The 13,287-nt window shown below is 44.6% G+C and carries 13 protein-coding genes and 2 pseudogenes; 9 read left to right on the forward strand and 6 right to left on the reverse strand.

Annotated features, from left to right (window positions below; translation table 11 throughout):
- Nucleotides 1-244 precede the first annotated feature (244 nt).
- Together RS881_RS09700 and RS881_RS09705 are read right to left on the reverse strand one after the other, a co-directional pair.
- A complete protein-coding gene (locus RS881_RS09700; protein WP_315820894.1) occupies nt 245-538 on the reverse strand; it encodes a hypothetical protein in 294 nt (97 codons plus the stop codon).
- Between the two features lie 205 nt (nt 539-743).
- Complete coding sequence (locus tag RS881_RS09705) at nt 744-1,079, reverse strand: hypothetical protein (RefSeq protein ID WP_315820895.1); 336 nt, start codon at nt 1,077-1,079, stop codon at nt 744-746.
- 494 nt (nt 1,080-1,573) lie between these two features.
- Here RS881_RS09705 and RS881_RS09710 point away from each other — a divergent pair.
- From RS881_RS09710 to RS881_RS09720, 3 genes and pseudogenes are all read left to right on the forward strand, one after another.
- Nucleotides 1,574-2,421 (forward strand): annotated as a pseudogene (locus RS881_RS09710) (S66 peptidase family protein).
- A gap of 26 nt (nt 2,422-2,447) precedes the next feature.
- A complete protein-coding gene (locus RS881_RS09715; RefSeq protein ID WP_315820896.1) occupies nt 2,448-3,356 on the forward strand; it encodes a S66 peptidase family protein in 909 nt (302 codons plus the stop codon).
- 210 nt (nt 3,357-3,566) lie between these two features.
- Nucleotides 3,567-4,502 (forward strand): hydrogen peroxide-inducible genes activator, encoded by a 936-nt coding sequence (locus RS881_RS09720; RefSeq protein WP_315820897.1) that lies wholly within the window; start codon nt 3,567-3,569, stop codon nt 4,500-4,502.
- A gap of 117 nt (nt 4,503-4,619) precedes the next feature.
- Here RS881_RS09720 and RS881_RS09725 read toward each other — a convergent pair whose 3' ends face one another.
- From RS881_RS09725 to RS881_RS09745, 4 genes and pseudogenes are all read right to left on the reverse strand, one after another.
- Nucleotides 4,620-5,423, reverse strand: a complete 804-nt coding sequence (locus RS881_RS09725; RefSeq protein ID WP_315820898.1) for an alpha/beta hydrolase — start codon at nt 5,421-5,423, stop codon at nt 4,620-4,622.
- 74 nt (nt 5,424-5,497) lie between these two features.
- A complete protein-coding gene (locus RS881_RS09730; protein WP_315820899.1) occupies nt 5,498-6,286 on the reverse strand; it encodes an alpha/beta hydrolase in 789 nt (262 codons plus the stop codon).
- 127 nt (nt 6,287-6,413) lie between these two features.
- The gene (locus RS881_RS09735; protein ID WP_425476377.1) at nt 6,414-6,869 is read right to left on the reverse strand and encodes a KUP/HAK/KT family potassium transporter; all 456 of its coding nucleotides are present in this window, start codon (nt 6,867-6,869) and stop codon (nt 6,414-6,416) included.
- Nucleotides 6,848-8,394, reverse strand: a pseudogene (locus tag RS881_RS09745) (KUP/HAK/KT family potassium transporter). The gene RS881_RS09735 and the pseudogene RS881_RS09745 overlap by 22 nt, the downstream one beginning before the upstream one ends.
- Before the next feature lie 306 nt (nt 8,395-8,700).
- Here RS881_RS09745 and RS881_RS09750 point away from each other — a divergent pair.
- From RS881_RS09750 to RS881_RS09775, 6 genes are all read left to right on the forward strand, one after another.
- Nucleotides 8,701-9,537 (forward strand): hypothetical protein, encoded by an 837-nt coding sequence (locus RS881_RS09750; protein WP_315820903.1) that lies wholly within the window; start codon nt 8,701-8,703, stop codon nt 9,535-9,537.
- Nucleotides 9,522-10,313: a hypothetical protein gene (locus RS881_RS09755; protein WP_315820904.1), complete on the forward strand. Its 792-nt coding sequence runs from the start codon at nt 9,522-9,524 to the stop codon at nt 10,311-10,313. Before RS881_RS09750 ends, RS881_RS09755 begins: the two co-directional genes overlap by 16 nt.
- Nucleotides 10,314-10,586: 273 nt before the next feature.
- The gene (locus RS881_RS09760) at nt 10,587-11,315 is read left to right on the forward strand and encodes a DUF6427 family protein (protein ID WP_315820905.1); all 729 of its coding nucleotides are present in this window, start codon (nt 10,587-10,589) and stop codon (nt 11,313-11,315) included.
- Between the two features lie 67 nt (nt 11,316-11,382).
- Nucleotides 11,383-12,093 (forward strand): phosphoribosylformylglycinamidine synthase subunit PurQ, encoded by a 711-nt coding sequence (purQ, locus tag RS881_RS09765; protein WP_315820906.1) that lies wholly within the window; start codon nt 11,383-11,385, stop codon nt 12,091-12,093.
- Between the two features lie 66 nt (nt 12,094-12,159).
- A complete protein-coding gene (locus RS881_RS09770) occupies nt 12,160-12,612 on the forward strand; it encodes a protein-disulfide reductase DsbD domain-containing protein (protein ID WP_315820907.1) in 453 nt (150 codons plus the stop codon).
- 221 nt (nt 12,613-12,833) lie between these two features.
- A complete protein-coding gene (locus RS881_RS09775; protein WP_315820908.1) occupies nt 12,834-13,232 on the forward strand; it encodes a hypothetical protein in 399 nt (132 codons plus the stop codon).
- Nucleotides 13,233-13,287: the final 55 nt, after the last annotated feature.

Here is a 13,287-nt window from a genome sequence, read left to right on the forward strand (position 1 = left end):
TGGTGACAGTATCTGGTTAGGCAGGCTGCACTGATTCCGGAACACTTACTTTATTGACGAGGTGCAGGAAGGGAATGGTTGGGGAGAATCGCAGATTACACAGTTTTTCGATTTCGCTGATCGTTTGCGAGGAGTGCAAGGGTGGATTGGGCAAACTATCATCTTGGCAAATGCGGCCGGCTGGCTGGACATTAAAAAGGGCCATCTTCCTGGAAGATAGCCCCTTGCCAATATAAAGTGCAGGTTAATGTTTATCAGTGGTTGCAACTGGAACGGTATACTTTGCAAATTCCCTGTTGTTTTTGCCTGTTGGAATGGTGAAGCCCAGGTTGAGGATCAGTTGATAACTGCCAAAGGCCTGACGGGCTTTGCCTTCATATACTTTCAGGTTGCTGTACCGGGCATAGTCAAACTTCTGTGAAAATTCGAGGTAGGCATACTTCCAAGCGGTAAGGCGGAAGGCGGTTTCAATACCGGTATTCCATCCACCGATCTGAAAGCCGGGTTTATTGGCCTGGCCAAAAAAGCTATTTTCCACGTGGGGATCACAGGTCCTATTCCCGCCTTGGCCAGCATATCCAGTTTCAGGTTATTATTCGGGCCAGGCTGAACCAGTCGGAAACGCTTTACCAGGTTAAACAACAGGAAGTTGGCGCCATTATTCAGGTAGTAATAGGACCCTTCTTTTTCTGAAAAACGCTTGGTAGTGTTGATCTTTTGACCATTGAACTGGCCTTTAATGTTCACATCCTGTTCATCGGCAATAATATATTTGGTATGGTCGAAGTTGATCTCCAGGGCCAGGTCCTGTTTTTCATTGAAGAAGTACCCAATGCGGTAATTGTACTGGGGATGGTCATGGGTTTGGAGAACAAACCATCGTCCCAGCCTGGCCGGTCATGGCCTTTTACGCGTACTAATTTGTAGTCATTTCCCAGGGAGGGCTGCTTTATATGTACGGTGGAGCGGGTATACCATTCGGTATTGTATCCCCAGCTAATGTAAAAGCTGCCATTCTTTACAAAAGACCAATTGCCCTTCTGGGCGTGTACGGATTGGCTTAAAAGATAAGATGCCAAAAGGCCGAAACAAAATTTCCTTGTCATAAACTAAACTATTCCTTGCTAAAAGGTTTTGGGCCGCAAAGCTATGCGAAATATGATAATAGAAAAGATGTATTAACCAGCCGATAGCAAAAATGTGATGGATACATCCTTTCGGTTGACGTATGGCAAGACAACTGGGGTAACAACAATCCTTCTTAATTGTTAAAAAATATTTTATCTGGCTGTAAATTGTGCCTCCCGGTCTCAAATGGAAAAAACGGGCAACAATGGCTATTATTGTCATTTTGGGGCAACCGGTATAAAACCACCTACATGAATCGTAAACATTTTCTTTCTTCTATGCTGGCTGCGGGAACGGTATTACCTGCTGTACCAGGTTTGACTTTGGGCAATTATGCCGATGAATTATCCAAAAACCTGTAATACCGCCTTACTTAAAGGTTGGCGACACGATTGGTATTACTTGTCCGGCCGGTTATATTCTATTGAAGGATATTGAACCTGCCATGCAGCTCATGAAAAGCTGGGGGTTCAATGTGAAGGTGGGGGATACGGTAGGGAAGCGTGATTTTACGTTTGGCGGCAGTGATGTTGACCGGGCGGCCGATTTTCAACAAATGATGGATGATCCGGGTGTACAAGCCATCATGTGCGCCAGGGGAGGTTATGGTTTTGTACGGATTGTTGACCGACTTGATTTTTCAAGGCTGGCAAACAAACCCAAGTGGATCATTGGCTTTAGTGATATTACGGTATTGCATGGCCACCTGAACCGCAATTATGGCATTGCTTCGATCCATTCCAAGATGTGCAATAGTTTTCCTGATGATTGGGCCAAAGCGGAGCCGGTACAGATGGAGACAATCCTTTCTATTAAAAAGGCGCTTTCGGGTGAAACGATGAAATATACGATAGGGCCTTCGGATTTTAATAAACAGGGTGCTGCTACAGGCGTATTGGTGGGCGGTAACCTGAAGACGATTGAAACGCTGGCGGGCAGTAAATCGGACCTTCAAACAGATGGCAAGATCTTGTTTGTAGAAGATACGGGGAATACCTGTATAGTATTGACCGGATGTTCTGGAACCTGCTGCGTACAGGCAAACTGGAGAACCTGAAAGGGTTGATCGTAGGTGGGTTTAAAATAAAGCCGGATGATCCGGGTGATGAGTTTGGCCGGGCCCTACAGGATATTGTTCTGGAAAAAGTAAAAGGGTTTAATTACCCGGTGTGCTTTGATTTTCCGGTAGGGCATCAGAAGAATAATTTTGCGCTGAAGTGTGGGGTGGTGCATGAGTTGACGGTAAATACAGACGGAGTATTTTTAAGTGAAGTATTTTTGAAGTCGAAATAAAGTGTATTTGCTAAAAGCTACGATTTATGATTAAAACTCCTCCCTATCTTGAACCCGGTGATACGATTGGCATCACCTGCCCATCGGGTTATATGGCTGCGGCCAAAGCGCAAACTTGTATTGATACGCTGCAACAATGGGGCTACCGGGTAAAGGTAGGCAGAACCCTGGGCAGTGATTCTGCTACTTATTTTTCGGGTACAGATAAAGAACGCTTACGTGATTTTCAGGCCATGTTGGATGATGTGGAAGTAAAAGCCATCTTGTGTGGCCGGGGAGGTTATGGTATGGGCCGGATCATTGACAGGATTGACTTCAAAGTATTTAAAAAAGAACCCAAATGGATCGTGGGGTTCAGTGATATTACGGTATTGCATTCGCACGTGTATAGCAATTATAAGATAGCTTCGTTGCATGCGCCGATGGCGGCAGCTTTCAATGATGAAGGGTTTAACAATGAGTATGTTCAATCGTTGAAGCAAGCGCTGGAGGGCAAAACGGCGCGGTATCATAGTGATGTACATGAATTTAATCATCGAGGAGAAGCGATAGGGGAACTGGTAGGCGGCAATTTATCGCTAGTGGCCCATAGCATTGGCACACCTTCGGATATCAAAACCAAGGGCCGGATCTTATTCCTGGAAGATATTGGAGAATACCTGTACAATATTGACCGGATGCTGTACCAGTTAAAGCGAAATGGCAAGCTGGATAAGCTGGCGGGCCTTATTGTTGGTGGTTTTTCAGAGAACAAAGATACTGAGAGGCCTTTTGGCGAGACGGTCTATGAAATTATTCACGACCTGGTAAAAGAATACGATTATCCCATCTGTTATAATTTCCCGGTGAGTCACGAAAAAGAAAATTATGCGCTGAAGGTGGGTGTGGGTTATAAGCTGAAAGTGGGCAAAACGAAAGTGATGTTGGAGGAGTAGGAGGATATTGGATAAAGCATAAAGCATACAGCATATTGCATCGTTGGGGTGATTGGGATTGGTGGGATTAATGGCGTGTTCAAACAAATGTTGGCTGTTAATATTTGTAAAGGTCATACCGGATGCTTTGGTTCGGTATGACCTTTTACTTACTTTGCTGATCAATCCTATTGATCAATAAATTCTCTTTCATAGAGAGCTTCTATATTTATGACTTTTGTTCAGTTGGAATATGTGGTAGCTGTGGATGCGTGCCGGCATTTTGCCATGGCTGCCAATCGTTGTTTTGTGACGCAGCCCACGCTTAGTATGCAGATACAGAAATTGGAGGAGGAATTGGGGGTTAAGATCTTCGATCGCAGCAAGCAACCAGTAGTTCCTACAGAAGCGGGGATGGAGATCATTGAGCAGGCCCGTAAAATACTGGCGGAAAAGAATGTGATCCAGGAAATTGTACAAAACAAGAAGGGGATACTAAGGGGTGAATTGAGGATTGGTATCATACCCACTTTGGCGCCCTATCTTTTGCCTTTGTTTGTACAAAGCTTCAGCAAAAAGTATCCGCATGTAAAGCTGATCGTGCAGGAAATGCTTACGGAGTATATTATTACGAGGCTTAGGGAAGGGCGTATTGATGTGGGTATTGTAGTAACGCCTTTGCAGGAAAAAGGTATCAAAGAGCATGTGTTGTTTTATGAAGAACTGCTGGCCTATGTGGCGCGTAAAAATGTAGCTTATAAGAAAACCTATGTACTGGCTCAGGATATTGACCCCGAGAAATTGTGGCTGATGGAGGAAGGGCATTGTTTCCGCTCACAGATCGTGAACCTGTGTGAGTTGCGCAAGTCGAGTGAAATGAGCGCTCATTTTGAGTATGAGGCGGGAAGTATAGAAGCGCTGCGCCGCATGGTAGAGTTGAATGATGGTATTACCATCCTGCCAGAACTGACCACGCTGGATATGGATAGCAAACGTTTACAACTAATACGTCATTTTCAAAAGCCGGCACCCATGCGGGAAGTAAGTATTGTGGTACATCGTGATTTTGTGAAAAAGCGATTGATCGAAGTGTTGAAAGAAGAGATCATCAATGCTATTCCAGAGAAGGTGCGAAAGAACAAGAGCTCAAATGTGGTGCCCATTTAGAGAATACAGTATAGAGAATACAGAATACAGGAGACAGAATACAGAAAGTACAGGCCGGGTTTTGTATTCTTTTGGAGGCTTGTAAACAGGTATTCAACTTTGTATGCTATTCTTGCCTTACTTCAACAAGGAATCGAGCTTTTGCTGGTAAACAGGATTCTCACTAAGATTATTGTGGCTCCCGCCATCGATGGTGATGAACTGGTCAATAGGTTTGAGATAGGGTTTCAATTTTTCGGCATTGCTGTAGCGGATAACGCCATCATCGGTGCCATGAAAAATAGTTACGGGGGCTGTTACTTGCTGCATATATTGCCAGGTGGGTATTTTGAGCCAAATGATCCGCTCAACGGGATAAATGGGAAAGTAGGCGCCGGCAATAGAAGGAAAACTGTAATATGGGCATTCCAAAACCAGGCTTTTGCAATCGCGCACAGCTGCTAACTGGGTGGCAATACCGGTACCCATTGATTTGCCATACAGTATAATGCTATCGGGGCTAAAACGGGCGCGGGCCAATTTATAGAAAGTAAGGGCCCAGTCGTATAAATGTTGCTCGGTGAATTTGCCGGTACTTTTGCCATAGCCCGGATAGTCAATCATCCATAGCTCATATCCCTGTTTGGTAAAGGCAGGCGCGTATTGTGCGTAGCGGCCTATGTTTTGCCTATTACCGTGAAAATACAATACGACACCCTTGGGTAGGGAATCGGAGGTGGTGAACTGTACCACATTCATATTTACGCCGGTGGCATAGGGAATATTGACCTCTTTATACGGTGCATGGAAATTGTAGTTGTAATTGGGGTCCAGTGGTTCGGGATGAAACATGGCTTTATCCTGGCCATAGTACAAGGCGATGCCTATGATGCAATAGATCATTAACAGGATGCTTAACCAGCGTGTGATTTTTTTCTTCATGAAAACTGTGAATGGTCATTAGTGAATGGCTCCCGGAACGTTCCTGGTTTCCTTTTTTGTTCTACCGCTGATAATCAATATTGCAGGATATCACGGATGAAATTGTGGTATTCGGGAAACGAAGGTAGGTTATTATGCATTCCGCCATGAATGCGGATGAGGGTGATTTTGGAAGGATTGATGGCCTGCAGTCTTTCACTATGGCGAATGGGGATGAGCCAGTCTCTGGTGCCATGCAGGATATAGGTATGGCAGTTTACATACTTTATCCATTTGTCGGTGCGCAGGTGGTACCTTAACACCAATCTTACAGGCAGGATGGGCAAGAATCGGGTGACAACTTTGCGAAAATTATAATAGGGAGCATCGAGTATGAGGTAGCGGGGTTTATTATCAGCGGCTATTTTACAGGCAAAGCCGCTGCCAATACTGCGCCCATATACAATGATATGGCCTTCGGGGTATTCTTGCAGTAAGGTATTGTAAACGAACTGCATGTCGGAAAGCATTTCTTTTTCGCTGCGTTTGCCGGTGCTTTTGCCAAAGCCCCGGTAATCGACCATGACCACGTCATAATCATAGCGATAGAAATCACGGGCATACCTTGCCCATCCCTTAATGCTGCGGCTATTGCCATGAAAGTAAAGGATCAAGCCTTTGGGGTTATTGCGAAAGAAATGCAATCCATTGATCCGTATGCCGGGCGCTATATCAAAAAACAATTCGTGGAAGGGAACATCGTATTTAAACTTAAAATCGGCTGGTAAGCGTTCGGGCTTAAAGATAAATTTATCCTGCAGCAACCAGGCAGCAATGGTGAGGGTAGCAATAGCAATGAGTATATACCATATAAAAGCAGGCAATATAGTTGGTTGCTTTGGTTTATTGATAATAGTAGCCTTACCTGAAGATACAATAAAGCTACGAGCTTTTAGCTGGGGGATTCGAGCTAAAGCCTTTCATCATCAATCAGGAAGGATCATCCTGTTATTACTGTTCTTCGGGGTCGTGTATCCTTCTGAGGCCGGGGTTCTCAATAGGCGCCACGATCAGTGGGAATTTTTCGACGGTTACATTGGACACGTCCAGCCCAAAGCCACGTTCTTCAGAAAGGCTCCATTCTTTGATCCAGAAATGTAGTTTCATGATGAACCGCTCAAAAATGGGTAGCTCATTATCCTGACTAAGGAATTTTTCCATGACGACAAACTGGAAGTCGCCTACTACATTGTTTCTTTCCAGGCTTTCATAGCGGCTGGTAATGTTTACTTCTTTATTGGCAACGAGGTCGGCCACTACTTTGCGGAACATGAGGTTGATGCGGGGTTCCATCCGGAAACCGAGCCTGAATTCCACGCGGATGATATCGTTGGGGATGATATGGTCTACCTTGTATTCACAAGTATAGGGGTCATCCAGTGTATCTACGTGTACAAACCAGTAGATATCGGCACGTTTGGGTTTTTATTCAGGATGGAATAGATGATCTTATGCTCAATTTCCTTGGGGTTATTGGCGCTGGTAAGGTATACCAGGTGGGTAGCGTATTTGGGTACGGTTTTATCGTTGCTCAATTCCTGGATCTGTGGGATATAATGTTCGAGCCGTACGAATTCCACATAGCGGTTTTTGATCTTACGACTGCGGTACCAGATATACATAACGGCAAATAACCCGCCGCCCACGATGAGGGTTACAAAACCTCCGTGGGGAAATTTATCGAGGTTAGCAAAAAGGAAAGATAGTTCGATACTGAGGTATACGATCAGGAATAGATAGATTAGAATGGGTTTGGCGCGTTTAGATACCAGGAAATTAGCAAATAGGATGGTAGTAGCGATCATACACATGGTAATGGCCAATCCATAGGCGGCTTCCATGGCAGATGATTTCTTGAAATAGAGTACGATACCACAACAGCCCAGGAATAAAATGGTATTAATACCTGGCACATACAATTGGCCTTTTCCTCTGTTGGATAGTTGATGCGCATTTTGGGCCAAAGGTTAAGGCGCATGGCTTCGCTGATAAGGGTAAAGGAACCGCTGATGAGGGCCTGGCTGGCAATAATAGCTGCAGCGGTGGCTATGATGATACCGGGAATGAGGAACCAATGGGGCATGATGGCGTAAAAGGGATTAAATCCCTGGCTGATCATGTCGCGGGTGATCTTTTGGCCTCCATAGGTGGATAAGAGGTAGGCGCCTTGTCCGAGGTAGTTAACGATCAGGCAGGTTTTCACAAAGATCCAGGAATACCGGATATTGGCCCTGCCGCAGTGGCCCAGGTCGGAATACAAGGCTTCGGCCCCGGTAGTACAAAGGAAAACGGCACCCAATATCCAGAAGCCTCTACCGTCTTCGTAGGTGGTGAGAAGTTCTATGGCATAATGGGGGCTGAATGCCCGGAAAATATGTAAATCATCAAACAGGTGGGCAGCGCCGAGTACGGCCAGCATGAGGAACCAGCAGAACATGATGGGGCCAAACATTTTGCCGATGGAGGCGGTGCCAAATTGTTGTAGGAAAAACAGGGCGGTAATGATGCCCAGTACGATATAAACGATGGTGGAATCGGGTATTACTCCCAGTGCATCGATATTGCGTAAACCTTCAATAGAGGAGGTAACGGAGATAGGAGGGGTGATCATGCCATCGGCCAGGAGGGCAGCGCCTCCTATCATGGCGGGGATAACGAGCCATTTTTTTGCCGCCGTACGAGGGCGTATAAGGAAAAAATGCCTCCTTCCCCGGTTATCGGCCTTTAATGTCAGGATTACATACTTAATGGTGGTTTGGAGGGTCAAAGTCCAGATGATACAGGATAATGAACCCAGTATCAGCTTATCGTTGATCATCCTGTCTCCGGTAATCGCATTCAATACATAGAGAGGAGAGGTGCCGATATCTCCGTAGATGATTCCTAACGCAATGAGTAAGGTTGCGGCGGTAACTTTATCTAATTTGCCCACGTCTGAGTAGCTTATCCCGTTTCAAAGGGTTTAACAATATCATCAATTACAATGCCGGGTTACAGGAACCCGGCAGAACAAAGGTATACGTAAAAAAATGAATTGAGGTAATGTTTTATTGTAGGGCTTTGTGCAATAAACTTAACTTGCTCATCATTTGTTTAAGATCAATTTCCCGGACGGGGAATTGCTGACAGCTTTTTTGGGCCGGGGACTCGTCTTAGTAAGGGAGGGCCGGATTTTTAGGGATTTCCAAAGGCTTTCATTCACTAACAGTTGCCACGATAACCAAATATTTAAAATTGTATGGAAAGTTTGGGTGAGCGTATTACAATGCTTAATTTGGCATGTAAGAATGTATTAATGCATTGCAGCACCATGATGAAATATCCACTTATAGGCAGGTTGCTGGCCGTTGTCCTGATCGTAGCATGGCTTCCGCTGGTATCTTCAGCACAGAAAATTTCGTATTCGGAGTCGGAGCGGGACGATAGCCGCCGTACCAATTTTGAAATTATAGGTAAGGTAGGCGCTAATATGCTGGTATTTAAGAATAACCGGTCGGATAATGCTATCAGTGTATATGATAACGATATGAAGCTGGTAGAGCGGGTAAAGTTGGATTATATGGACGATCGCTGGATCAATGTTGATTTTGTGCCTTATCCCGATCATGTGTGGATGATCTACCAGTTACAGCGCCGGGGTATTGTTTATTGTATGGGGGTAAAGTTGAATTCAGAAGCCAAAAGGCTTACTGATCCCATTGAATTGGATACTACCCGCATTGGCTGGTCGGCCAGTAATAAGATCTATACCACGGTTTTTAGTGATGACAAGCAAAAGATCATGGTATTCAAGATCAATAGCCGTAACCCCAATAACTTCCTGTTTACCACCATGTTGTTCAATAGTGACCTGAAAATGTTGCAAAAGCACCGGATGCAGCTGGCGATGGAAGAGCGCAATGACTACTTTACGGACTTCCTGGTAGATAATGACGGGGATATGGTATTTGGCAAGTTTATCCGCAAGAATGGGAGCGATAATATTTCTGATGTGCGGCTGATCCGGAAAAAGCCGATGAGGAAAAATTCAGCATTACGGACCTTAAAACAGGGGAAAAAGTGTTGGATGAGGTGAAGATCAAAATAGATAATACAAACCGGCGTTATTTATTTACGGCATTGTATTATAAACAGAAACGGGGTAATGTAGAAGGTTTGTATACGGTGATCTGGGATAAGCAAACGGATGCCCTGTTAAGGGAGTCGATGCTATCTTTTTCAGATGACCTGCGCAGGCTGGCCAAAGGACCTGACGCCAACCTGCGACTGGCTTTTAATGATTATTTCATCAAGAATATGATCGTTAAGAAGGATGGAGGGTATATCATGGTGGCGGAGTCGATGTACACCACTTCCCGCGGAGGGGCGTTTAACCGTTGGGACTACTATTCCTGGAATAACCCCTGGTCTTCGCCGATGGATTATTATTACTATTCGCCGTATTATAATTCCTGGGGATCGCCCTGGAACCGGTGGGGTAATTCGCAGGCTACACGCTATCATGCAGAAAATATTATGATCCTTTCCTTTGATAAGGATGGAAATATGGAGTGGAACAATGTGATACCCAAGAGCCAGTTTGACGACGAGAGTGAAGGCCTGGTGTCGCACCAGGTAATGAATACGGGCGGGGAGCTGCATTTCTTGTTTAACCTGTATGAACGTCGCACGCTGTTGTTAAACGATCAGAGCATAGCGCCCGACGGACAGATCACCCGGCGGCCTACGCTGAAGGGGCTCGACAGGGCCATTGAATTTATGCCCCGTTATGGCAAACAGATCAGTGCACGTTCTATTATAATACCATGTCAATACCGTAATTATCTTACGTTTGCCAAAGTTGATTTCTAAACCCTTCTATATCCATATCCAGTGACAGGCCTTTTTAAACAGAAGAATACCGGCAACATATTGGTGTTGCTGATTTACGGACTTATACTCAAATTCGGGATGTTATTGCATCCCATGCCACCGCTGCGGCAGCCAGATGATCATTTCCTGTATATATGGTTACTTGATTTCCTGGCGCCTTTGCATTTGCCACCCATTATTTACTCCCTGATCGCTTTTTTTCCTGCTGTATAGCCAGGCCATAATGTTCAACCGGATATGCAGTGAGCAAAAATGATGGCCAAGCCCAACTACCTGGCTGGAATGGCCTATATGCTAATCACTTCGCTGTTTATTGAATGGAACCATTTTTCGGCTCCTTTGCTCATCAATTCTCTGTTGATCTGGGTATTTTACCGGGTAAGCATCCTATACAATGCCAGCAAGCCGGGGGCGGCCATTTTTAATGTGGGTCTTATTATGGGCATTGTGACGTTGATGTATCAACCGGCCATCGTGTTTTCCTTATTCCTGCTGATGTCTTTATTTATCATGCGTCCCTTGCGGGTGAGGGAATGGCTGATAGGGTTGCTGGGGCTTACTACCCCCTACTATTTCCTGGCTATTCTGCTGTACCTCACCAATAAGTGGGACTGGAAAAAGCTACAGCCGAATATCTCTTTTAACCTGCCGGCCATGCCTTCTTCTATCACGGTTACGGTGAGTATCGTATTGTTGATCCTGCCTTTTATCATCGGTGGTTTCTTCGTTCAGAATAACCTTACCAAAATGTTGATCCAGGTGCGTAAAAGCTGGAGCCTGTTGTTGGTATTCCTAATCGTTTCGATGCTGATCATTGTTGCTAATGGCGGTAATAACTATGTAAACTGGTTATTGTGTGCAGTGCCGCTCACGGCCTTTCATGCTGCTGCTTATTTTTATCCTTCCGGAAAGATCTTCCCCCTGGTAATGCATTGGATCATCTTTGGATGGGCGATGTATATTGGGTATTGGACGCAGTAGGGGCGTGAATCGTCAATCAGTTCCCTATTCTTTTGTATCTTTGTCCTTCCTCAAATTTATACCTATAATGAAGTTTGGTGTAGTAGTTTTCCCCGGCTCCAATTGTGATCGTGATATGCAGGATGCACTGCAAAATGATCTGAATCAGGAAGTTATCATGCTTTGGCACAAAGAGAAAGACCTTAGCATGTTCTCTACAGATGATTGTATCGTACTGCCTGGCGGTTTCTCTTATGGGGATTATTTGCGTTGCGGCGCTATTGCACGCTTTAGCCCCATGATGCAGAGTGTTATTGATTTTGCCAATAGAGGCGGTAAGGTGTTGGGAGTGTGCAATGGCTTCCAGGTATTGTGCGAAGCGCATTTACTGCCCGGTGTATTATTAAGGAATGCCAATCAACAGTTTATAAGCAAAAACATCTTCATCAAAGGCGTAGGATCGCCTGATAAAGCGTTGAAAATACCCATCGCGCATGGCGAAGGCCGCTATTATGCCGAAGCCCATGTACTGGATCAACTGGAAGCCAATTACCAGGTGATCTATAAATATTGCGATGAAACAGGTGCTTTTACGTCTGCTTCCAATCCCAATGGAGCTATACGTAATATTGCTGGTATTCGTAATGCCAACGGTAATGTAATTGGTATGATGCCTCACCCCGAAAGGGCAACGAGCGAAGCGCTCGGCAATCTTGATGGACGTATTATAATAAACTCATTATTAATACATTCCAAAGCCAATGCGGCCAAAACAGCCGCTGCTCCAGTTAATTTTTAAATAATAATTAGCAGATCAGTTTAGTCGTTTCTTCCGTATTTTGTGTTTTATTAAGAAATGCTCATCATGAAGAAATACTTATTACTCACTTTGGCTATTATTGGTTTTGCGGGTGCCTGGGCACAGGAGAAGCCTGTTAGTTGGAATTTCAGTGCTAAGAAAATCGCAGATAAGACCTACGAAGTTTATATCACCGCCAATATCAATGGCGATTGGCATATGTATTCGCAGAATGTAGGTGTAGATGGCCCTGTACCAACCGCCATAAAATTTAACAAGAACCCGCTTCTTGTTGTAGACGGCACTCCCAAAGAAGTAGGTAAGCTCATTAAGAAGAAAGAAGATGTGTGGGATGGCGTAGTGAATTACTATGAAAAGAATGTGAGTTTTGTACAAAAGGTGAAAGTGAAAGGAAGTGCAAAAACCAACCTGGTTGGCAAAGTGGAGTTTATGGTATGTAATGATGAGAAATGTTTGCCCCCTGTAGAAGTTGATTTCTCTGTTAACATCGGCGGATAATTAGTATATGATAATCTAATATAATTGATCAAGACAAACGGGTTCCTGCTATAGGAACTCGTTTGTTTTTTTTCTCCCACAGTGAAACACATGATAAAGACATTTTACCTGCCCCTGCTATTTATCCTCCTTTCTTTAAATGGATTGTTTGCCCAGGATTCCACATCAGTTGCTCATGTACAATGGCAATTCAATGCTTCTAAAAAGGAGCTCATGAATATGTGTTGTCGTTTAAAGGATTGGTTACACCCGGCTGGCGGCTTTTTTCCACTACGGCCAAGGATGATGAACTGAATACGAGGATCGTTTTTGATAGTGCTACTACTGCCAATGTTACCGTTCAATCTGTGACAGAGAATGGAAAACTACAGCAGCTGAAAGAACCCTTGCTGGACAATATGGAGATCAAATTCCTGGAGCAGGAGGCTGAAATTGTGGTGAATATTACTATGAAGGAAGGGTTTGAAAAGATACGCGGAGCGGTTACGTATACGATCATGAAAGGAGAGGAGATTCCCAGCCCGATAGATGCTCCCTTCTTGTTTGTGGTTGATGCAACGGGTAATATCGCTGTACAAACAGGAGGCATTTTGGCCTCTGCCGAAGCTTCCAAAAATTAAAACGAACCGCGATTGATCTAAACAATCCGGTAAGCCCGGTAGGAGGAACCGGTAT

Source organism: Paraflavitalea speifideaquila (assembly GCF_032395985.1).
GTDB lineage: Bacteria > Bacteroidota > Bacteroidia > Chitinophagales > Chitinophagaceae > Paraflavitalea > Paraflavitalea speifideaquila.

Excerpts from the sequence above, each read along its gene's own strand:
- RS881_RS09715 (WP_315820896.1), top strand. The coding sequence starts at position 2,448 with ATGATTAAAACTCCTCCCTATCTTGAACCCGGTGATACGATTGGCATC.
- RS881_RS09720 (WP_315820897.1), top strand. The coding sequence starts at position 3,567 with ATGACTTTTGTTCAGTTGGAATATGTGGTAGCTGTGGATGCGTGCCGG.
- RS881_RS09725 (WP_315820898.1), bottom strand. The coding sequence starts at position 5,423 with ATGAAGAAAAAAATCACACGCTGGTTAAGCATCCTGTTAATGATCTAT.
- RS881_RS09750 (WP_315820903.1), top strand. The coding sequence starts at position 8,701 with ATGGAAAGTTTGGGTGAGCGTATTACAATGCTTAATTTGGCATGTAAG.
- RS881_RS09760 (WP_315820905.1), top strand. The coding sequence starts at position 10,587 with ATGATGGCCAAGCCCAACTACCTGGCTGGAATGGCCTATATGCTAATC.
- purQ (WP_315820906.1), top strand. The coding sequence starts at position 11,383 with ATGAAGTTTGGTGTAGTAGTTTTCCCCGGCTCCAATTGTGATCGTGAT.
- RS881_RS09770 (WP_315820907.1), top strand. The coding sequence starts at position 12,160 with ATGAAGAAATACTTATTACTCACTTTGGCTATTATTGGTTTTGCGGGT.